Source organism: Symbiopectobacterium purcellii (assembly GCF_019797845.1).
In the GTDB taxonomy this organism is placed as follows: Bacteria; Pseudomonadota; Gammaproteobacteria; order Enterobacterales; family Enterobacteriaceae; genus Symbiopectobacterium; species Symbiopectobacterium purcellii.
Window position 1 is genome coordinate 4396322 of sequence record NZ_CP081864.1, and the last position, 21380, is coordinate 4417701.

The window sequence follows — 21380 nt, forward strand, 5'->3', positions numbered from 1 at the left end:
GTGTCAGAAGACACACGGGGCCAGTCACTCACTTCAGATCGGCAGCTTTATGGAACCCATCGGCAATCACGGTGGTTTCAATGTTGGATTTATCAACCGGCACCGGTTCTAACAAATACGACGGTACCGCTTTCAATCCATTCTCCAGCGAGGCATTGGATTTGGGGGCTTTACCCGCCCCTAACGCAACGGCAATATCAGCAGCTTCCGTCGCCAGTTTGGTGATCGGTTTATACACCGTCATGGTTTGCGTACCCGCGATAATACGTTTTATCGCCTCCAAATCCGCATCCTGCCCGGAAATCGCCACCTTACCCGCCAAGCCTTGCGCGGCCAGAGCCTGAATCGCACCGCCCGCCGTGGCATCATTGGAGGCGACGACGGCCTGAATATTGTTATTGTTTGCCGTTAGTGCATTTTCCATAATTTTCAAGGCATTTTCTGGCAACCAGGCATCGACCCATTGATCGCCAACGACTTTTATTTTCCCAGCGTCAATCAAGGGCTTTAATATGTTCATCTGCCCTTTACGGAACAGTTTTGCATTATTGTCTACCGGCGAACCACCCATCAGGAAATAATTCCCTTGTGGCACTTTATCAATCAGGTACTTCGCCTGTAACTCTCCCACCTTTTCATTATCAAACGAGATATAAAAATCCACATCCGCGTTATTGATCATGCGGTCATAGGCTAAGACCTTGATACCTTGGCGTTTTGCTTCTGCAATCACATTGCTAAGCACCTGGCCGTTGTAAGGAATAATAACCAGGACGTCGACGCCGCGATTTATCATGTTTTCTATTTGAGAAATCTGGGTTTCCTCATTGCCGTTTGAGGACTGAACAAACACCGTCGCCCCCTGCTTCTGCGCCTTGGCAACAAAGAGATCGCGATCTTTCTGCCAGCGTTCCAAACGCAAGTCATCGATTGCCATACCAATTTTTACCTCTTTGGCAAATCCGGCATGGCTTATTAACGCAAGTGCGGCACAGGCTGACAGTAAAAAGTGTTTAACTTTCATCATGAGTACCTTTTCTTTTTTAACGTTTAACGTGCAGGAAAGAAACGCTACCAAGCAGAAAAAGTGTTGCTGGTAACTGGCGCAGCTTCAATTACAGATTTTCACCAAGCAATTATGTTTTTTGGTGTAATCGTAATTTTATGAAGTCGGTCATATTTTATTGTTATTGCCCTCAACCTTTCCTCATTATTCATGAATGTGCATTCAGAATGTTTTTCTCCGTTATTTTTGCGATCGGCTGCACACTTAATAATTATCTGAATACAAGTGTGAAATAACATAATTGAGCAAACGGCGATCCCCTCCGAAGATGAATAACAATAACCGCTTATCCGCTGAATGACTTTCTTAAGGAGTTCTCCATGCCAACCTATTTTGAACAAATTGAACGTGTTCGTTATGAAGGCCGCGGCACGACAAATCCCTTCGCTTTCCGCCATTACAACCCCGAACAGGAAATTTTGGGAAAACGGATGTCAGAGCATCTGCGTTTTGCCGTCGCCTACTGGCACACCTTCTGTTGGAACGGTGCCGATATGTTTGGCGTCGGCTCCTTTGAGCGCCCTTGGCAAGCAGCAGGGGATCCCCTGGGATTGGCAAAGCAAAAAGCCGATATTGCCTTTGAGTTTTTTCAAAAACTGAACGTGCCTTACTACTGCTTCCACGATGTGGATATCGCACCGGAAGGCAATTCATTTAATGACTATCTGTATAATTTCCAAACCATTGTCGAAAAATTTGCCGAAAAACAGCAGCAAACGGGAGTAAAACTGCTCTGGGGAACCGCCAACTGCTTTACACACCCGCGCTATGCTGCCGGTGCTGCCACCAATCCAGATCCAGAAATTTTTGCCTGGGCGGCGACACAGGTCTTTTCTGCCATGAATGCCACTCAGAAGCTCGGGGGAGAAAACTACGTGCTGTGGGGGGGCGCGAAGGCTATGAAACCTTGCTCAATACCGATTTGCGTCAAGAACGGGAACAGATTGGCCGCTTTATGCAGATGGTGGTCGAACACAAACATAAGATCGGTTTTCAGGGCACCCTGCTTATCGAACCAAAGCCGCAGGAACCCACCAAACATCAGTACGATTACGATGTGGCGACCGTTTATGGCTTCCTCAAACAGTTCGGTTTAGAAAAAGAGATCAAGGTTAATATTGAAGCAAATCACGCTACGCTGGCTGGACACACGTTCCACCATGAAATCGCCACTGCCATCGCACTGGGGATTTTTGGTTCGGTTGATGCCAACCGTGGCGACCCACAGCTGGGCTGGGATACCGACCAGTTCCCGAACAGCGTGGAAGAAAATGCATTGATCATGTATGAGATCCTCAAAGCGGGCGGCTTCACAACCGGTGGACTGAATTTTGACGCCAAAGTGCGTCGCCAAAGCACCGATCGCTACGATCTTTTCCACGCCCATATCGGTGCCATGGATACGTTGGCGTTGTCGCTTAAAGTCGCAGCCCGGATGCTGGAAGATGACAAGTTGAACCAATGGGTTGCCAAACGCTATGCGGGCTGGAACGGCGAACTCGGGCAGCAAATCCTGCAAGGGAAGCTTTCCCTTGAGCAGTTGGCGAAACATGTCCACGCAAAACAACTCTCACCGAAACACCAAAGCGGACATCAGGAGATGTTAGAGAATTTGATCAACGACTACCTGTATCAGTAACGGTTAAAAGCCGTCTATTCTCACGGATCTTGCTACTTATCCGTGGGAATAGCATGGTGGGAATTACAGCAATATACCCTACATAATTCGAGTTGCAGGACAAAACGTTTACGTTTCGAACAGCGCTTGCGCTGGCCCTTTAGGGCGAGGCTCATTTATGCGTCTCGTAATGCGGCAAGGGAGAGCATCCCAATGAGCTTACTGAAGTAAGTGATTCGGGTGACAAATCTGCCAGGAGCAGATTTGAACGCTGCTTGCAGTGGCCTCGTGAGCGGTGAGGCCAGGAATGGGCCGAATAATGAGTACAGACAACGCATCTGCAACTTGAAGTATGACGGGCAAGTCGGCAGGTCTCTAACCAAGGATCTCACACTATGTATATGGGTATCGATCTCGGCACATCCGGCGTTAAGACGCTTCTTTTGAATGAGGAAGGCAGCGTTATTGCCGCGCAAAGCGCGCCGTTAACGGTATCCCGCCCCCATCCGCTCTGGTCTGAGCAATCGCCTGAGGCATGGTGGGCGGCAACCGATGCCACGGTGCAAGCGCTGGCAACACAGTACGATTTGCATGCCGTTAAGGCCATCGGCCTGACAGGGCAAATGCATGGCGCAACCTTGCTCGACAAACAGCATCGGGTATTGCGCCCCGCAATGCTGTGGAACGATGGCCGCAGTGCCACCCAATGCCACACATTGGAACAACGGGTGCCGGATTCTCGCCAGATTACCGGTAACCTGATGATGCCGGGCTTCACCGCCCCCAAACTGAAATGGGTTCAGGAACATGAGCCCGCATGTTTTCGACAGATTGATAAAGTGCTGTTACCCAAAGACTACCTGCGCTGGCGTATGACGGGTGAATGTGCCAGCGACATGTCGGATGCCGCCGGTACGATGTGGCTTGATGTCGGGAAACGGGACTGGAGTGATGCGCTGCTCGCCACCTGTTCGCTTGATCGCGAGGCCATGCCTGACTTGTTTGAGGGCAATCAGATAACCGGCTACCTTTCTGACGCACAGGCACAGCGCTGGAACATGAATAGCGTCCCGGTGGTTGCCGGTGGCGGCGATAACGCAGCGGGTGCCGTCGGGGTCGGTCTGTGGCAAGCCGGGCAAGCCATGCTGTCACTGGGCACATCCGGCGTCTATTTTGCCGTCAGCGATGGCTTCCTCAGCAACCCGCAGCACGCGGTGCACAGCTTCTGCCATGCCTTGCCGGGCACCTGGCACTTGATGTCGGTGATGTTAAGCGCGGCATCATGTCTGGATTGGGCCGCCCGATTGACCCATGCCGAAAGCGTACCGCAATTACTGGAAGAAGCGGCACAGGCCACTGTCAATACCAGCATCCCCCCCGTCTGGTTCCTCCCCTACCTTTCAGGCGAGCGCACCCCGCACAATAATCCGCAGGCAAAAGGCGCTTTTTGGGGGCTCACTCACCAGCATGGACGGGCAGAACTGGCGCGCGCCGTGCTGGAAGGCGTTGGGTTCGCGCTTGCCGATGGCATGGACGTGCTGCACATGACCGGGCTGCGCCCCTCCAGCATTACCTTGATTGGCGGTGGTGCGCGCAGCGCCTACTGGCGTCAAATGCTGGCGGATATCAGCGGACAGACGCTGGAATACCGCACCGGTGGCGATGTCGGCCCCGCACTGGGGGCGGCACGGCTAGCACAAAGCGCCGTGAATCCTGCTATCTCGCTGGCCGACCTGTTGCCACCGCTGCCTCTGGAGCAGGTTCACCAACCCGATGCCGCACAGCACGCCCGCTATGCGCAGCAACGAGAAACGTTTCGTATGCTCTACCAGCAGCTGCGTCCGTTGATGAACGATACCCATTAACTGACCCAACGCCGAATGTCGCATCGCTGTACCAACAGAGAGAGCAACATGCTGCACGCCACCGCGCAGGTAAAAACGTAAAAGATATCCAGTATCGGCCACCCTTTCAGGGCCAGATCGCGAGTACGAATAAAATGAATAATCAGGGCATGGAAGCCATAAATAGCCAGAGAATGGCGGGAAATAAACGAAAATCCGGGGAAAGGGGCGCTCAATGCGGGAGCTTTGAACAGGATCATCAGGCATACCGCCGCAATAAACACCAACGGGTTAGCATAGAGGTAGAACGTTTGGGTAAAGTTATCGTTGGCTAACGTCTGCTGCGAGGTGCCCATCGCAATCAGCAGCACGGAGGCAACGAACAACGGTGCGGCTCCCAACGTGACCCAACGCGTAGGCGTTAACGTCCCCAAAGCACGCCCCATCACCGCATACAGCAGGTAGTAAAAGGTGTCGCCCGCGATATACACATTGACCGGTAACAACGGGGTATGCCCTATCGTCAGTTCAGGCGTATTAGGATTAGCGACAACGGCCAGAACCAATACCACTACGGCAAGGTATCGTCCTGACACCGGGGGAACCCGTATTAGCGGCGATAGCAGATAGATAACCAGAATGGCATAGAAAAACCACAGGTGATAAAAGCCCGGCTTTTGCCAGAACAATCGTAGCGCGTTGCCTGCATGAATAGGTGTCAGCAGCGCCATATACGCTAGGGCTACTGCGCTGTAAAACAGCAGGCAGAGGCCAATACGCAACAGGTGCTTTTTTTCCGCCCGCCGCTCGCCAAAAAACAGGTAGCCGGAAATCATAAAGAACAGCGGAACACCCACCCGGCACGCGGAATTTAGCAGGTTTGCCACATCCCAATGGCGCTCGCCCGGCATGCCTGCCGCCGTTATGTAATAGGTGGTACTGTGGATCAACACTACCATCAGGCAGGCTACAGCGCGTAGGTTATCGACCCAGCCTATCTTGTCCGACATGAGGCTCCCCTTTCGTCTTTAGCAGCATAAGGGTAGCCCCACTACGGGTATGCCTCAATGGCCGGGTGTCTGGAAATGTCGTTATGGCGACCGCCTGACATCACAACGCGAATGAGTAGACGCGCGATGATTCTCCCCATGGGTGATAGCCCTCTCCGGCATAGACAAATCCGGCTTGCTCGTAGAATCCAACCAGATCGGTACACAGATGCAAATGGGTGAAACCGTGTTTTCTCGCTTCATCGGCGGCATGACGAATCAATTGGCGAGCAAGACCACGAGAACGACAGTCAGGTTCTACATAAAGCGCACAAAGCCAGGGGTAAAGCTCCATCCGGCTAATGAAATCATTGGTAATCAGCCCAGCACAGCCAACAATCCGCTCGTCTTCAACCAGCAGATACCATTGTGGTCGCGGGTTCGCTGCCGTTAGCGAGCGTTCAATCGCATCCTGATACAACATCATCGTCTCTTCGGATGCCCACTGTTCCTGAAAATAAGCCGTAGCTTCTGCCGCCCAGTGCGGTGTTTCACGCACAGAAATTATCTTCACACAACGTTCCTTCGTGATAGAACAAAATACAACGCCCGTCGTAGACGGGCGTTCAGACGCCACATGTCATCGTCGGTGAAAGCCGGGGATGACGGTGACAGTAAGACAGTTTGTCAGCAACGCCCAGATCGATAACGCCCCCCTCAGAATAACCCGAGCGGTTTGTCGGAGTAACTCACCAACAAGCACTTGGTTTGCTGGTAGTGCTCCAGCATCATCTTGTGATTTTCACGGCCAATGCCTGACTGTTTGTAGCCGCCAAAGGCCGCATGTGCCGGATAGGCATGATAGCAGTTGGTCCACACACGCCCCGCCTGAATGCCCCGCCCCATACGATAGGCGATGTTGCTATTACGGCTCCACACCCCGGCGCCCAATCCATAGTGGGTATCGTTGGCGATCTCCAGCGCATCATCCATGGTTTTAAACGTGGTGACCGCGAGTACCGGACCAAAAATTTCCTCCTGAAACACGCGCATGCTGTTCTTTCCGAACAACACGGTCGGCTCCAGATAGTAGCCCTGCGTCAATGCATCCGACAACGCTTTGCGCCGCCCACCGGTCAGGATACGTGCGCCTTCCTGCTTACCCACCTCAATATAATCAAGGATGGTTTTCAACTGGCCTTCCGATACCTGAGCCCCCATCATGGTCTGACTGTCCAGGGGGTTACCAATGCGGATGGCTTCGACCCGTCTTATCGCCCGTTCCATAAAACGGTCGTAAATAGATTCCTGAATCAATGCCCGGCTTGGGCAGGTACAGACTTCCCCCTGATTAAAGGCAAACAGCGTGAAGCCTTCCAACACCTTATCGAAATAGCTGTCTTCTTTGTCCATCACGTCAGCAAAAAAGATATTGGGGGATTTCCCACCCAATTCCAGCGTCACAGGCACCACATTGCGCGCCGCATAGCTCATAATTTGTTGTCCGACTTCGGTGGAGCCGGTAAACGCCACTTTAGCGATGCGCGGCGACGTCGCCAGATATTCACCAATCTCACTGCCAGAGCCATTCACCACGTTGACCACACCCGGTGGCAATAAATCCTGAATCAACTCCATCAGCATCAGCACGGAGAGCGGCGTCAATTTCGCCGGTTTAAGCACGATGCAATTACCTGCCGCCAGCGCCGGAGCCATTTTCCAGCAGGCCATCAGCAGGGGGAAATTCCATGGAATAATCTGCCCCACCACGCTCAGCGGTTCGTGAAAATGGTAAGCGACCGTATCCTTGTCGATTTCGCTGATCGCCCCTTCCTGCGCGCGGGCACAGGCGGCAAAGTAGCGGAAATGGTCGATGGCCAACGGCACATCAGCCCCTAAGGTTTCACGAATCGGTTTGCCGTTATCCCAGGTTTCCGCATACGCCAGCAGTTCCAGGTTCTCCTCCATGCGATCCGCAATCCGGTTCAGCAGCAAGGCGCGCTCCTGTACCGACATCTCGCCCCACTCTGCCTTGGCATTATGGGCGGCATCCAGCGCATGGTCGACATCACGCATACCGGAGCTGGCGACTTCGCACAGGGGTTGCCCGGTGACAGGCGTCAGGTTAACGAAATAGTCGCCACTGACCGGAGGCACCCAGGTGCCGCCAATAAAGTTGTCATAGCGTTTTTTCAGATTGAGGGGGTAAGCATAGGTGCCGGGCGCGACCCGGTCTTCAGCGGTGTGATGCGCCATTGCGGTCTCCTGTTCTTCGCCGTAGGGTTACGCGGCCAGGCCGCGATGAAAACAGAGCCAATATGCAAAAAATTGCTAACATCAAGGACGGTCTACCAAGCGTATACACAAATCGGCTTTCCTGCCGCGCTGTTTAGCGACTCTTCGAGGAAACGCACACTTTGCCTCCCTTTTTGTGCCCTGGACCACAGGCAACACACCGCGTGCCACGATAAAACTCGCATCGCACCCGGTGGGGTGAAATAATGGCTTTCTACTCCAGAATGAACATCTTATGGGGATAATACGTGGAAGAAGCGATCCCTGCGCTCGAGGGCGCATGCCAACGAACGGTACGCCATCAAGGCAGCCTGTCTCAGGCCAAAACTGACTGGCTGGCGGAAGAAGTGCCGGTCGCACTGGTGTACAACGGCATTTCCCATGTGGTGATGATGGCTACGCCAAAAGATCTGGAAGCCTTTGCATTAGGTTTTTCCCTGTCGGAAGGCATCATCACGTCACCGCAAGAGATTTACGGCATGGACGTGCAGCCGGTCTGTAATGGTATTGAAGTCCAGATAGAGCTTTCCAGCCGCCGCTTTTCCGGGCTAAAAGAGCGCCGTCGCGCCATGAACGGTCGCACCGGCTGCGGCGTGTGTGGTGTTGAACAGTTAGAAGAGATAGGCAAGCCGGTCACACCGCTGCCCTTCACGCAAACCTTCTCGCTAAATCACCTGGACGGTGCATTAAAACAACTCAAAGACGTGCAGCATATCGGCCAATTGACCGGTTCTACCCATGCGGCGGCCTGGCTTTCCGGTGAAGGGACTATTTTGGGCGGCTGCGAAGATGTCGGTCGCCACGTGGCGCTCGATAAACTGCTGGGCGTGCGCGCGACAAGCCCCTGGCACTCGGGTGCCGTGTTGGTTTCCAGCCGTGCCAGCTATGAGATGGTGCAAAAAGCCGCGATGTGCGGCGTCGAGATCCTGTTTGCCGTTTCAGCGGCGACGTCGCTCGCCATTGATGTGGCTGAGCACTGCAACCTGACGCTAGTGGGCTTTTGCCGCCCAGGACGGGCGACCGTTTATACCCATCCACAGCGCCTGCTCGACAGTGCATAAGGCCACTGCGGATAGATTAATCTGTTTTTAGCTTAGGCAACAATGATATAACCGTTTGTTTTCCGTGGGTAAACGTGAGAACGCTGTGTGATGGCGACGCGAATAATCGTTTTCAAGATCATTTAATTAACTATAATGAACCTCATGATTACGCGACGCTAACAAACGGTTGTTTGTTAACCACTACCGCTTGAGGCGTGCCGTACCTGGCTATCACGCGCGCGCCACAACCAAGACCAAGCACGCTCGCGATTATTTAGTAGTACAACTATGGAGATGATAAATATGAGTTATTCACTGCCATCCCTGCCTTACGCTTATGACGCGCTGGAACCGCATTTCGACAAACAAACGATGGAAATCCATCACTCCAAGCACCACCAGGCTTACGTCAATAACGCTAACGCAGCTCTGGAAAGTCTGCCGGAATTCGCTAGCCTCTCCGCAGAAGAGCTGATCGCCAAACTGGATAAAGTACCGGCCGAGAAAAAAGCGGTACTGCGTAACAACGCTGGCGGCCACGCTAACCACAGCCTGTTCTGGAAAGGCCTGAAACTGGGCACCACGCTGGGTGGCGACCTGAAAGCGGCTATCGAACGCGATTTCGGCAGCGTTGATGCTTTCAAAGAAAAATTTGAGCAAGCGGCTGCTACCCGTTTCGGTTCAGGCTGGGCGTGGCTGGTATTGAAAGAAGACGGCAAACTGGCCGTGGTTTCTACTGCTAACCAGGATAGTCCGCTGATGGGTGAAGCTGTGTCTGGCGCATCCGGTTACCCGATCGTCGCGCTGGACGTGTGGGAACACGCTTACTACCTGAAATATCAAAACCGTCGTCCGGATTACATCAAAGCGTTCTGGAACGTGGTGAACTGGGACGAAGCGGCTGCACGTTTTGCTGCTGCCAAATAATTTGTCCTGACGATATAAAACGCATGAAACCGAAATAACAAAATGTTATTTCGGTTTTTTTTTGCTTTTTCCCCGCTGACTCGATTCATCTTTCTTACATTTAAACAATTAAAAATTTTTTAAAGGCGCGTTTTTCATTTATGCTGCCAAGGTTAACTCGCCGAAATCATGCTGTGTTTTGTGCTGCCTCCTTTGCGGCGTACGCTGCCTTGTACCCGGATTATGGCGATTAACACCGCATCAGATAGCAGTCCCTGCTGTCTGAGGTAGGCAGTCTATCCCATCCGGACTTTTACCATGGGAAGGTGAATACGGCTTGTACAGTGCAATACGGTACCTAGCCACACGCTGACACGGAGCTTGTCTTTCTTTCCTGACGTGCCTTCAGCCTGACACCCCGGTGTCTGACACCCCATCGCACAGCGTGAGCTTGTGCGCTCCCCGGATAGACGCCATTGTTTGGCTTCACACACAGTGGAAAACAGAATGGCTATCAAGTTTGAAAATATCAACGTCGGTAAGAAATTAGGGCTGGGGTTCTTTTTGGTACTGCTGTTAACCGCACTGATTGCGGGCCGAGGAATTAGCTACATTGAGTCGTTACAAGAGAGTATTCAAAAAGTTAATTTGAGTAATCAGATTAATACCGAAGTTAATCAGGCTAAATATTATCGTGCCCGCTTTGGTGCCAATTACGATCTGAACGACATTAAACAAAACAGTATTCATATCGACAACATCAATACGCTGGTCGCCCAGGCCAAGACGTTAAGCTGGTCTGCTCAGGATAGCAAAACGCTCGATAGCATCGTAACCACGATCAACAGCTACAAGCAGCAGCGCCAAAACTATCTGGATGCCGTGGGCACCAAAGATAACGTCAGAAAAAGCTGGAGCCTGGACGGTATCGATCAGGCCATGAGCAAGCTTGACGATCAATTGCGCGCGACGGGCGATAGCCAATCACAGCAACTGCTGCTGGCCGATTTCAAAACCAAGCTGATGACAGTGCGCTTCCATCTGGACAATTTGTTGTTGGAACGCAGCAAGGCAGCAGAAGAAACGCTGACCGACGCCATCAATGAAGCACAAACGGCATTGACCTTCCTGAGCCAGAGCCTTTCCGTCGAGCAACGGGAAACGCTGGACCCGGTTCTGAACACCATGAACCATTATGAGGAGCAGGTGCTCTCTTACATGCCGGCTTACCAGAAGGAGATGGACAGCGTCACGCAGATGAACGACATCGCCGTAGCGCTGAGCGATCGCATCACCGAACTGCTTAACGCACAGCTACAGCAAACCGACCACAATGTGCGCACCTCAGAAATTCAGTTGACCGTAACGGCGCTGATCACGCTGCTGGCGGGTCTGCTGATCGCCTGGTTTATTTCACGACAAATCACTGCGCCGCTCAACCATACGCTCACCATCGCCGAGCGCATTGCCACGGGGGATCTGACCATGAACATGTCGACCTCACGCCGTGATGAATTGGGTCAGTTGTTGAATGCCATGGCAAAAATGAACGGCAATCTGCACCAAATGATTGATGATATCCGCGTTGGCGTTGGTCAAATCTCAACGGCAGCCAGCGAGATCGTCGCCGGTAACACCGATCTCTCTTCTCGTACCGAACAGCAGGCGGCAGCCGTTGAGCAAACGGCGGCCAGCATGGAGCAACTGACTGCCACCGTGAAGCAAAATGCGGATAACGCCAACCATGCCAACAAGCTGGTGGTGAGTGCTTCGCAAACGGCCAAACAGGGTGGCGAACAGGTAGGCCATGTGGTGCAAACCATGGTGGGTATCGAACAAAGTTCCAAGCGTATTGCCGAAATCACTTCAGTCATCAATAGCATTGCCTTCCAGACCAACATTCTGGCGCTGAACGCAGCGGTCGAAGCAGCGCGCGCCGGGGAGCAAGGACGTGGTTTTGCCGTGGTTGCTGGCGAAGTGCGCAATCTGGCACAGCGCAGTTCACAAGCCGCTAAAGAGATTGAAGGGCTCATCAGCGAGTCCGTCACGCAAATCAGTCAGGGCGCCAATCTGGTTACCAACGCGGGCAAGACCATGGATAACATCGTGAAATCAGTAACGCAGGTGCACGATATCATGGGCGAGATCGCCACCGCATCTGAAGAGCAGAGCCGTGGTATTGCTCAGGTCAGTCAAGCGATTGCGGAAATGGATGGCACCACACAGCAGAACGCCGCATTGGTCGAACAATCCGCCGCCGCCGCAAACTCTCTGGAAGAACAAACGCAGGTGTTGACGGAAGCAGTATCAGTATTTCGCCTTACACAGGCCGCAGACGGTGCTACTCCCGCCCTCGGCTATGGCGAACGCCCGGCACAGCTCAACTACCAACGGTAAATACCCGCAGTAAGCATCAACCAACCCGAAATAAGGTTGATATAACATTCCGCGTCGTAAAAAAACGGGCGGTGCGCTATCAAAAACGCACCGCCCGTCGACGTTCTGAATCACAAACCTAAAAGGCTTTCTTAAGGCTAACCTGCGAGATTAATGCCGTCAGAGAAAGTACCAGCGTGGAACGCACTACTTGCTGATAACGCTGCTGCTGCATCGGAATCAACAAGGGGTCGGCAGGTTCCCCTCCCATTAGCCGTTCAGGAGGATGCGGCAACGCCGTCACACAGTGCAGTTCGGCAATCGGCCCGAGAATCTCATCATCGGTAAAACGATAGTCGTTTTCGTCGTGGAATAATTCTTCCCCTAACTCCATCACCAACTCAGCGTCTTCATACTCTTTACGGCTGATCATGCCCAGAGTAAATCAGCTTCAAACGCACCGAGAGGTCCCCTAATGGCCCGCTGCCGGTCATTAGCGGCTCTACCGCGTATTTCACCGCATAATCGTCTTTACGGAAGATTTGCAGCATGAGAATACTCACGGCTTCCGCCAACAGCTCAACCGCTTTTAGCATAAAGCTGCGCACGGTTTTCGCCGCATTGAGGGATTCCAGCACGCGATTCTCAAAGGCTTGAGTTTCTTCCATCATAACGTCCCTGCCGAACGGCGCAAATTATTGCATGGCGTTATACACACTCACTGCTTGCTCCACAACCTTACTCTGCACATCCAGACCAGAAATTTGTGCCAACGTAGCCTGTGGCCCCAGGTTAGCCAACAGCACTGCCAGTTCCTGCGCCTGCGGGTCCTGCTCGCTGCGGTAATGCATCGCCGCCGCGATACCGATAATCAGGTTGTCATTGGGCAGTTGGTATTCCAGCGTGCCCAGCAGCGGTTTGATCAGGCGATCGCCTGCACTGAGTTTACGCAACGGCTGACGTCCAACGCGCTCCACATCGTCATGCAGATAAGGGTTTTCGAAGCGGCTCAAAATCTTGTTGATATAGGCAGCATGCTTCTCGGCATCAAAACCGTAACGCTTAATCAGCACAGCCCCGCTCTCTTCCATCGCCCCACGCACCACAGCGCACACCTCGGTATCCAAAATGGCATCGCGGATCGTCTGATGACGAGCCTGCTGCCCCAGATACGCGGTAATGGCGTGGCCGGTATTGAGTGTAAACAGCTTACGTTCAACAAATGCCATCAGATTGTCGGTTAATTCCATACCCGCTATCTGCGGTAGCGGCCCGACGAATTGGGTTTGGTCGACAATCCATTCACTGAAAGTTTCTACCGTCACGGCCAAGGGATCGTCCTGGTTCGCTTCCACCGGTGGAACAATACGGTCTACCGCCGAATCAACAAAACCTACATGCTCGTTGACCCATGCCTGCTCGTTTTCCGGCAAATGCTTCCAGACGTGTTGCTTTAATTGCGTGGTCCCGCGCACCATATTTTCGCAAGCGATGATATTCAGTGGGCGCGTGTTGCCCTGCGCATGGCGCTTCACCAAACCCTGAGCAATGGCACCCGCAATTTTTTCTAGAATTTGCGGCCCTACCGCCGTCGTCACCACATCGGCCTCGGCAATCAGCGCCACAGCGTCTGGGCTGGCGCTGTGCACCGCGCTGACATTGCTGACCGTTTCCAACTGCGCCTGCTCGCCGACCACTTTCACCTGATACTGCTTACGGCTGTTGATGGCATCTAGCAGTGGCTGATTCACATCGGCAAAGGTAAGTTCAATGTTGGCATCTGCCAGCAGTTTTCCGATAAACCCGCGGCCGATATTTCCGGCACCAAAATGTAAAGCTTTCATCATGCGTTAACCTTTAAAAACAATGGCAAAAAAAGAGGCCGCCCGAAGGCGGCGCTGCCGATGCATCAGGCACTCTTTTTCTCGGAGAGCAGGTCTAGCACTTCCTGCACATCCTGGGTCTGCGCCAAACGGGCAATCACGGTGTCATCGTCCAGCGCATTGGTCAGGCGGGTGATCACCGCAATATGTTCGTTATTACGCGCCGCGATACCGATCACCAATTTTGCGACGTCATCCTCATCATCACCAAAGCGCACCCCCTGCGGATATTGGCAGAAGACGATGCCGGTTTTCAGCACGCGATCTTTGGCTTCAATGGTGCCATGCGGCACGGCGATGGATTCGCCCAGATAGGTCGAGGTCAGTTTTTCACGCGCCAACATCGCATCCACATATTCCGGCTCAACGTAGCCACCTTTCACCAGTTGCTCACCGGCAAAGCGAATCGCCTGCTCTTTATCACTCGCCTGCAAGTTCAGGAATACGTTAGCAGCCCCCAGTTGGAACAAGGTGGCGGCTTGCGGTTCAACAACCGGTGCAGCAGCAGCGCTGCCACCCGCAGGCTGAGCGGCGGCCAGACGGCTCACCAGATCGCTGTACAACTGGCTGTCGAGGAAGTTGGTCAGCGAGATATGCTGTGCTTGCGGCGCATGGCGTAGGGCACGTTCGGTCAAATCACGGTGCGTAATCACCAGATCGACATCCTCAGGCAAGCTGTTGATGGCGGTATTGGTGACCGATATTTGCGTCAGCCCGGCATCTTGTACTTTCTTGCGCAGTACGCCAGCCCCCATGGCGCTGGAGCCCATGCCGGCATCACAGGCCACAATGATTTTGCGCACGGTGCTCAGATCGCCGCTGATGCCGGTAGGCACTGAACCGCCTTTGGAGGCCGCTTTCATCTCTTGCACACGGCGTGTGGCTTCATCGAGATCGTCACCCTCTTTTACCTTGGTGCTTTTCAGCAGAATCGCTGACAGCACAAAGGAGACGGCAAACGCGGCAGCAATCGCCACGATATTGGCAAAATAAGCCCCTTTCGGCGTCATCGCCAACACAGCCAGAATAGAGCCCGGAGAAGCCGGAGAAACCAGACCACCGCCCAGCAAGTTCAGCGTGAACACGCCCGTCATACCGCCCAGAATCACCGCAATCAGCAGACGCGGGTTCATCAGAACATACGGGAAGTAGATTTCGTGGATACCGCCCAGGAAGTGGATAATGGCAGCGCCCGGTGCGGACTCTTTCGCATTACCGCGGCCAAAGAACATATAGGCCATCAGCACACCCATACCCGGACCCGGGTTGGCTTCAATCAGGAAGAAAATAGACTTACCGGTTTCCGTCGCTTGTTGGATACCCAGCGGCGAGAAGATACCGTGGTTAATGGCGTTATTCAGGAACAGAATTTTGGCCGGTTCGACAAAAATAGAGGCCAACGGCAGCAGGTTGGTCTGCACCATCAGGTTTACGCCCGCCGCCAGGATTTTCGATAACCCTTCTACCAGCGGACCAATAGCCCAAAATGCCAATATAGCCAACAACATGCCGATAATACCGGCCGAGAAGTTGTTGACCAGCATTTCAAAACCGCTTTTGATTTTACCATCAACAGCGCGGTCAAAACGTTTGATGGCCCATCCGCCCAACGGGCCGACGATCATTGCGCCGAGGAACATCGGCATATCGACACCGACGATCACCCCCATCGTGGTGATAGCACCGACCACGCCACCGCGATCGCCCGCCACCAAACGGCCGCCGGTGTAACCGATAAGCAGCGGCAGCAGATAGGTGATCATCGGTCCCACCAGCTTGGCGAGCGTTGCATTCGGCAGCCAGCCAGTGGGAATAAACAACGCAGTAATCAGGCCCCAAGCGATAAACGCGCCGATATTAGGCATTACCATGTTGCTCAGGAAGCGGCCAAAATTCTGAACTTTGACCTTTGTATCTGCTGTGAGCATAAAAACACACCCCTATTCAAACGCGCGATCGCAAGCGCGTGTGGTCATTATCGTGAGACGGTGTGACTGCCTTCCGTCGGTAGAGATCGTGCGGACTCTAGCACGTCGGTTTGATACCGCAACCTGACGGCCATATGTGACAAACATCACACATAATCCCCACATCATTGCTACATTTTAGTGACTGAGTTCACATAAAATCACCGAATGCGGTTGATTCGACGCATCACCATCCGCATCAACGGCAGCACAATGTGACCTCAATCACATTACAACACCGTGATTTTGTTTTGGTTATGTGATCAACATCACTAAATATCATCACAACCTCGCGTTATTGCCCTATAGCGATGGTTTCAACAACGGTAATAGTGGCGGTAATCCGTTCATCAAATCGCGTTGCTGTGTTGCCAGAGGCGTAATCAGCGCGTTGTAACGTGCCGCCTGCTGCGCCGTTTCAAACTGCACCTGATTTCCCACAAAAGTAACCTGCTTGCCCTGAGCCGCAAGGAAGTCGCCCACCTGCGCCAACTGCTGTGCCAAGGTGGCGGCGGTCGGCACCACGTTCCCCAATGCCGCCGCCGGTTGGATCACTACCTGCGAGTACACGCGCTCATACAGCACTTGCACCTCTTGCGGCTGGCTCAGATTACGCCGGGCTGAATCTGCCTGGGTTTTTGCCGCCTGCACCTGCTGCCCCAGCAGATTTATCGCGCCGACGGCGCTACGCACGCCGTCACGCTGCGTCAAATAATCCTGCGGCACACGAATCTGAGAAACGTGCTCCAATAACGGTTTGAGGCTCACCGCCATGCTTTGACGCAACTGCTGGGAAAAGGTGGTTAAGATGGCGTAATCGTTGGCAAAAGGTCCTAACCGTTTTTTCTGATCGTCACTCAGTGCAGGCGGCACGCTACCCGGTTGCGATGGCACGCTTTGCAATACCGTGATAAACGCCTTGCGCTGATCCGCTTCGCTATCACCGCAAGCCGTCAGTTGGAACACCATACCCAACGCCAGCACTGGCAATAGCCAGCGCGAGCGCCACCCCGTTGTTATCGTCATGCCATACTCCTTATCGCACGTCTTATTCGGTAAAGAAGCGGACCACATTGCTCCGCCTTATCCCTAAGCATAGTCGAATCAGCGCGATACCCTCGTTTTTCTGCCACGCCACCGGGATACTCAGGGTGCAATGGCAGATAATCGCGCGCTGCTGCAAAATTGAGCAATGCCCCCATAACGGTGCAACGCCACAGCGTAAAACGCGCCTATGGCAGGAATCACTCTATTTCCCGCTGTTTTACGGCTATATGTAGCAAAAACATCACTCACAGACCCGAAACGCAGAGATAAAATCTGCCATTTTTTGCTATTACGCTGGCGTGATTCTTGCTCAGTGGGTATATCCCAGCACGACGCAGGAAAGACAGACGATGACACCCGTACTTCATCTTGGTGAACAAAACGGTTTTCGTTGCGCATCGCGCATTCAGGAACTGGCACAACACAGTCAACTGCTGACCGACTGGTCATTACGCTATGACCAGATTTCTCACGGGCGCTTTGAAGGTAGCCTGAAAGAAGCCTGGCTGGACGGCGTACAGTTCTACCAGGAGCAACTGTCACAGTCGGTGTTTCAACGCGGCCAGGGCCGAACGGGCACGCTCTGCCTCGGGGTGTTTAATGCGCTGTCGGGAGAAGCGCGCTGGATGGGAAGCAGCCTGACGCAACAGGACATCACCTGGTCCTACGACGGAGGCGAGTTGATGCTGCAAACGCCGGAAACCTCTTCGCTATTGGTACTGAGCATTCCTTTGGCGCTGTTATCGGATATCACCGATGAACTGCCGCACCGGGTCTACGCCATTCATCACGATCTCCTTGCCAACCGGCTGCGCGAGCACATTCTGGCCATGTTGCACAGCGTGATGGAACACCCGCTGCAATTTGCGCAACGGCAGGCGCGACTGCAATTTCTCAGCGATATTCGCGAGCTTGCCTTTGCCTTTTTCACTGCCGTCGGCACGCAGACCATCAGCGTGCGCCCTTCTCTGCAAAAAGCGCAGCGTGTCGTCACCAAAGCGCAGGACGCGCTGATCGCCCATCGCGATCGGCCACTGACCATGGATGAGCTGTGCCAGCTGACCCACACCTCGCGTCGCACCCTGCAAAACTGTTTTGAAACCGTCACGGGCCAAAGCCCTGCCGTATTCCTGAAAAACATGCGACTCAACGGGGTGAAACGCATGCTGGTGATGGAAGGAGAGTACGCGCAGATCAGCGAAATTGCCTCCAAGTGGGGCTTCTGGCACCTGTCGCAGTTTACCGCTGACTACAAACGTCTGTTTGCTGAACTGCCCTCTCACACGCGGCGAGCGGTTCATCATTTGATCTGAAGTTGATGACTATAAGTCACATTCAAGTTTGCCAGATTTCGATAACGCACACGCCAGAGCCCTTCATAGACTGACCATGAACCATCACGTAGGGGAACGGAACATGGCACAGCACGCTTCATCAGCGCACGCGCTGCCCCAGACGGCATTGCCGCAGGGGAACCAACTGCAAAAAGGCAGCCTTGGCCTTTGGTCGATCATCTTTTTTGTTATTGCCGCCGCATCGCCCTTAACTGGCGTGGTCGGGGGCTTACCCGTCGCCTTTATGGCAGGCAACGGCGCAGGTGTGCCCGGTGTTTATGTCCTGGCGGGCGCGCTGCTACTTATTTTCAGTTTTGGCTTTATCGCCATGAGCCGTTATGTGGTAAACGCTGGCGCGTTCTACGCCTATATCGCACAAGGGCTGGGCACCCACAGTGGTATCGCCGGGCTCGGCATCGCACTGTTGGCCTATACCGCCATTCAGCTTGCCGTCACGGCCATGTTTGGCTTCTTCTTCGCGCAGTTCGTGCAGATGCACACTGGCGTTGTAGCGCCCTGGTGGCTGTTCTCACTGCTGATGCAAGCAGCGGTCGTCGCGCTCGGCATTGCCAAAGTTGAGCTGGGCGGCAAAGTGCTCGGGATATTGATGCTGATGGAAGTCGGCATTGTACTGCTGGTTGACGCCGCCATTGTTACCCAGCCTATTGCCTTTGATATCAGCGCATTTGCTCCGTCCACCGTGTTTCATGGCGACGTGGGCATTGCGATGATCTTCGCCATTTGCTCTTTTATCGGCTTTGAAGCGACCGCGATCTACTCGGAAGAGTGTCGGCAACCGGCCAAGATAATCCCACGCGCCACGCTGCTCGCCGTGGTGCTGATCACCAGCTTTTTCGCCCTCTCCGGTTGGGCATTTGTACAATATGCGGGGGCTGCTCACGTTGCTGAGCTCGCCGCCAAGGATCCCGGGATGTTTGTGTTTACCGTCACCGAACAGGTGCTTGGCCCGTGGGATATACAGGTGATGTCGGTCTTACTGATCACCAGCCTGTTTGCCGCCACACAGGCGTTCCATAACACGCTGTCTCGCTATCTGTTTGCCATTAGCCGTGACGGTTTGCTGTGGTCGAAAATGGCAAAAACCCACCGCACGCACCATACGCCCTATATCGCCAGCCTGGTGCAAGGCGCGTTTATGCTGTGCGCCACCGCGCTGTTCGCCCTGGCGCAGTTAGACCCGATGGCGAACGTTTTCTCCTGGGCTTCCGCCTTGGGCAGCATGTCGATTCTGGTGCTGCAATTCAGCGTCTCGCTCGCCGTTCTCGCCTACTTCCAGCGTAATCCTGCGCTGCCGGTGTCACGCTGGAGCCGCCTGATCGCTCCAGCTCTCTCCGCCCTCGGCATGCTGGCGACGCTGGCGCTGGTGGTCAATAACCTCGACGTACTGAGCGGCTCTTCCTCGCCGGTGGTGTCATCGCTGCCCTATCTGGTGCTGATGGTGGCGTTTGCCGGGTTTATGAGTGCGCACTTCCTGCGTCGCTTGAGCCCCGAGCGCTATTCACGCATCGGCCAGATGGTCGAAACCCTGTAACGCCACGCGGATTCGTCCGTTGTCGCTCCGGCGACAACGGCTCACCGTCATCTGATTTCATGGAGTTCACAATGACAACACCCTATAACCATACCGATTACCGTTTTTGGCACCCGATGGCACACCCGAATGACTGGGCCGAACGCGAACCGCTGCGCATTGTTAAAGGCGATGGCCTCTACATCTGGGATGATAAAGGGCGAAAAATGCTCGATGGCTTCGCCGGGCTGTGGTGCGTCAACGTCGGCCACAATCGCCCAGAAGTGAAAGCCGCCATCACCAAACAGATGGATGAACTGGCTTACTACCAACTGTTTGACGGCGTCAGCCACCCGATGGCCGAAGCGCTGTCTAATCGCCTCATTCAGATGACACAGCAAGAAGATATGCGGCGGGTGCTGTACGGCATGGGCGGCTCGGACGGTGTGGAAACCGCCCTCAAGGTGGCGCGCCAGTACTGGATTTTGCAAGGCAAGCCGCAACGCACGCGCTTTATCTCACTGAAGAATGCCTATCACGGCGTACACATGGGTGGCACCTCGGTGTCTGGCCTGCCGATTTATCGTCTTAACTATGGCCCAATGCTGGAAGGCTGTACGCAGATCGAATCGCCCTGGCAGTATCGCAACCCGTGGAACTGCGACGATCCCGATACGTTAGGCAAATTGGTGGCTGAGCAGTTAGAGCGTGAAATTCTTTATTACGGCCCGGATACCGTCGCCGCGTTTATCGCCGAGCCGGTGCAGGGTGCAGGCGGTGTGATTGTGCCACCGGCTAACTTCTGGCCGCTGGTGCGCGAGATCTGTGATAAATACGGCGTGCTGCTAATCGCCGATGAAGTGGTCACCGGATTTGGCCGCAGCGGGGCGATGTTTGGTTCACGCGGTTGGGGCGTAAAACCAGACATCATGGTGTTCGCCAAAGCGCTCACCGCCGGATATGTACCGCTGTCGGCTACCGTGCTGAATCAGCGTATCGAAGCGGCCTATCTGGACAACCGCGATGCGCGTGGATTATTGATGACCGGCTTCACCTACGGCGGCCACCCGTTAGCCTGCGCCGCCGGGTTGGCGGTGTTGGATATTGTTGAGCAGGAGAATCTGCCAGCCAATGCCGCACACCAGGGGGAATACTTGCTGGGTCAACTGCTGCCGTTTGAGTCACGCTTTCGCTCCGTGGGCAACGTACGGGGCAAAGGGCTGATGCTGGCGCTAGATCTGGTGGAGGACAAAGCGAGCAAGCGCACATTGGCGCCGGATAACGGACTGGCATTTCGTATTGCAGAAGCGGCACGCGATGCGGGCGCGGTGGTACGTCCGGTCGGACCGAAACTGGTGCTGGCACCACCGTTAACTATCGATAAAGCCGGTTGCGATACGCTGGTGCTGGCACTGCAAACGGCGTTTGAGAAGGAAGATCGATAGCAAGGCAGCGGTAGAAAAAAGGGCCGTTCCTGCATG

Annotated in this window: 15 protein-coding genes and 2 pseudogenes; 9 read left to right on the forward strand and 8 right to left on the reverse strand. The window is 54.0% G+C overall.

Annotated elements, in window-relative coordinates:
- Positions 1 to 28 precede the first annotated feature (28 nt).
- On the reverse strand, positions 29 to 1024 hold the full coding sequence (gene xylF / locus K6K13_RS20475) for a D-xylose ABC transporter substrate-binding protein (protein WP_222161202.1): 996 nt from the start codon (positions 1022 to 1024) through the stop codon (positions 29 to 31).
- Positions 1025 to 1386: 362 nt separating this feature from the next.
- Between xylF and xylA the strand changes: the two are divergent.
- Positions 1387 to 2705: pseudogene (xylA, locus tag K6K13_RS20480) on the forward strand (xylose isomerase).
- Between the two features lie 374 nt (positions 2706 to 3079).
- Positions 3080 to 4549: a xylulokinase gene (gene xylB / locus K6K13_RS20485; protein WP_222158609.1), complete on the forward strand. Its 1470-nt coding sequence runs from the start codon at positions 3080 to 3082 to the stop codon at positions 4547 to 4549.
- Here the strand turns inward: xylB and K6K13_RS20490 are convergent.
- The 3 genes from K6K13_RS20490 to exaC all read right to left on the reverse strand — a co-directional run bounded on the left by K6K13_RS20490 (position 4546) and on the right by exaC (position 7773).
- Entirely contained in the window at positions 4546 to 5538 is a 993-nt protein-coding gene (locus K6K13_RS20490; protein WP_222158610.1) for an acyltransferase, read from the reverse strand. The genes xylB and K6K13_RS20490 overlap by 4 nt on opposite strands.
- A 100-nt stretch (positions 5539 to 5638) precedes the next feature.
- A complete protein-coding gene (locus K6K13_RS20495) occupies positions 5639 to 6091 on the reverse strand; it encodes a GNAT family N-acetyltransferase (RefSeq protein WP_252120366.1) in 453 nt (150 codons plus the stop codon).
- Positions 6092 to 6234: 143 nt separating this feature from the next.
- A complete protein-coding gene (gene exaC, locus K6K13_RS20500) occupies positions 6235 to 7773 on the reverse strand; it encodes an acetaldehyde dehydrogenase ExaC (protein WP_222158611.1) in 1539 nt (512 codons plus the stop codon).
- 287 nt (positions 7774 to 8060) lie between these two features.
- Between exaC and fdhD the strand changes: the two genes are divergently transcribed.
- The 3 genes from fdhD to K6K13_RS20515 all read left to right on the forward strand — a co-directional run bounded on the left by fdhD (position 8061) and on the right by K6K13_RS20515 (position 12158).
- On the forward strand, positions 8061 to 8873 hold the full coding sequence (fdhD, locus tag K6K13_RS20505) for a formate dehydrogenase accessory sulfurtransferase FdhD (RefSeq protein WP_222158612.1): 813 nt from the start codon (positions 8061 to 8063) through the stop codon (positions 8871 to 8873).
- 285 nt (positions 8874 to 9158) lie between these two features.
- The gene (gene sodA / locus K6K13_RS20510) at positions 9159 to 9782 is read left to right on the forward strand and encodes a superoxide dismutase [Mn] (protein ID WP_222158613.1); all 624 of its coding nucleotides are present in this window, start codon (positions 9159 to 9161) and stop codon (positions 9780 to 9782) included.
- A gap of 486 nt (positions 9783 to 10268) precedes the next feature.
- Complete coding sequence (locus K6K13_RS20515; RefSeq protein WP_222158614.1) at positions 10269 to 12158, forward strand: methyl-accepting chemotaxis protein; 1890 nt, start codon at positions 10269 to 10271, stop codon at positions 12156 to 12158.
- A gap of 118 nt (positions 12159 to 12276) precedes the next feature.
- Here the strand turns inward: K6K13_RS20515 and K6K13_RS20520 are convergent.
- The 4 genes and pseudogenes from K6K13_RS20520 to K6K13_RS20535 all read right to left on the reverse strand — a co-directional run bounded on the left by K6K13_RS20520 (position 12277) and on the right by K6K13_RS20535 (position 17013).
- Positions 12277 to 12808, reverse strand: a pseudogene (locus K6K13_RS20520) (MltR family transcriptional regulator).
- A gap of 24 nt (positions 12809 to 12832) precedes the next feature.
- A complete protein-coding gene (locus K6K13_RS20525) occupies positions 12833 to 13981 on the reverse strand; it encodes a mannitol-1-phosphate 5-dehydrogenase (protein ID WP_222161204.1) in 1149 nt (382 codons plus the stop codon).
- Between the two features lie 65 nt (positions 13982 to 14046).
- The gene (locus K6K13_RS20530) at positions 14047 to 15948 is read right to left on the reverse strand and encodes a PTS mannitol transporter subunit IICBA (RefSeq protein ID WP_222158615.1); all 1902 of its coding nucleotides are present in this window, start codon (positions 15946 to 15948) and stop codon (positions 14047 to 14049) included.
- A 342-nt stretch (positions 15949 to 16290) separates the two neighbouring features.
- Positions 16291 to 17013 (reverse strand): DUF3053 domain-containing protein, encoded by a 723-nt coding sequence (locus tag K6K13_RS20535; protein ID WP_222158616.1) that lies wholly within the window; start codon positions 17011 to 17013, stop codon positions 16291 to 16293.
- Positions 17014 to 17138: 125 nt separating this feature from the next.
- Between K6K13_RS20535 and K6K13_RS23480 the strand changes: the two genes are divergently transcribed.
- The 4 genes from K6K13_RS23480 to K6K13_RS20550 all read left to right on the forward strand — a co-directional run bounded on the left by K6K13_RS23480 (position 17139) and on the right by K6K13_RS20550 (position 21344).
- Positions 17139 to 17267 carry a hypothetical protein gene (locus K6K13_RS23480; RefSeq protein WP_286206774.1) on the forward strand — a complete coding sequence of 43 codons (129 nt, stop codon included), beginning with the start codon at positions 17139 to 17141 and terminating at the stop codon, positions 17265 to 17267.
- Positions 17268 to 17384: 117 nt separating this feature from the next.
- A complete protein-coding gene (locus K6K13_RS20540; protein ID WP_222158617.1) occupies positions 17385 to 18347 on the forward strand; it encodes a helix-turn-helix domain-containing protein in 963 nt (320 codons plus the stop codon).
- Positions 18348 to 18450: 103 nt separating this feature from the next.
- On the forward strand, positions 18451 to 19920 hold the full coding sequence (locus K6K13_RS20545) for an APC family permease (protein ID WP_252120367.1): 1470 nt from the start codon (positions 18451 to 18453) through the stop codon (positions 19918 to 19920).
- A 71-nt stretch (positions 19921 to 19991) separates the two neighbouring features.
- Positions 19992 to 21344: an aminotransferase class III-fold pyridoxal phosphate-dependent enzyme gene (locus tag K6K13_RS20550; protein ID WP_222158618.1), complete on the forward strand. Its 1353-nt coding sequence runs from the start codon at positions 19992 to 19994 to the stop codon at positions 21342 to 21344.
- The last annotated feature ends 36 nt before the right edge of the window (positions 21345 to 21380 follow it).

Coding starts and splice junctions, on each gene's coding strand:
- xylF (WP_222161202.1), bottom strand. CDS start 1,024: ATGAAAGTTAAACACTTTTTACTGTCAGCCTGTGCCGCACTTGCGTTA.
- xylB (WP_222158609.1), top strand. CDS start 3,080: ATGTATATGGGTATCGATCTCGGCACATCCGGCGTTAAGACGCTTCTT.
- K6K13_RS20490 (WP_222158610.1), bottom strand. CDS start 5,538: ATGTCGGACAAGATAGGCTGGGTCGATAACCTACGCGCTGTAGCCTGC.
- exaC (WP_222158611.1), bottom strand. CDS start 7,773: ATGGCGCATCACACCGCTGAAGACCGGGTCGCGCCCGGCACCTATGCT.
- sodA (WP_222158613.1), top strand. CDS start 9,159: ATGAGTTATTCACTGCCATCCCTGCCTTACGCTTATGACGCGCTGGAA.
- K6K13_RS20515 (WP_222158614.1), top strand. CDS start 10,269: ATGGCTATCAAGTTTGAAAATATCAACGTCGGTAAGAAATTAGGGCTG.
- K6K13_RS20525 (WP_222161204.1), bottom strand. CDS start 13,981: ATGAAAGCTTTACATTTTGGTGCCGGAAATATCGGCCGCGGGTTTATC.
- K6K13_RS20530 (WP_222158615.1), bottom strand. CDS start 15,948: ATGCTCACAGCAGATACAAAGGTCAAAGTTCAGAATTTTGGCCGCTTC.
- K6K13_RS20535 (WP_222158616.1), bottom strand. CDS start 17,013: ATGACGATAACAACGGGGTGGCGCTCGCGCTGGCTATTGCCAGTGCTG.
- K6K13_RS20540 (WP_222158617.1), top strand. CDS start 17,385: ATGACACCCGTACTTCATCTTGGTGAACAAAACGGTTTTCGTTGCGCA.
- K6K13_RS20545 (WP_252120367.1), top strand. CDS start 18,451: ATGGCACAGCACGCTTCATCAGCGCACGCGCTGCCCCAGACGGCATTG.
- K6K13_RS20550 (WP_222158618.1), top strand. CDS start 19,992: ATGACAACACCCTATAACCATACCGATTACCGTTTTTGGCACCCGATG.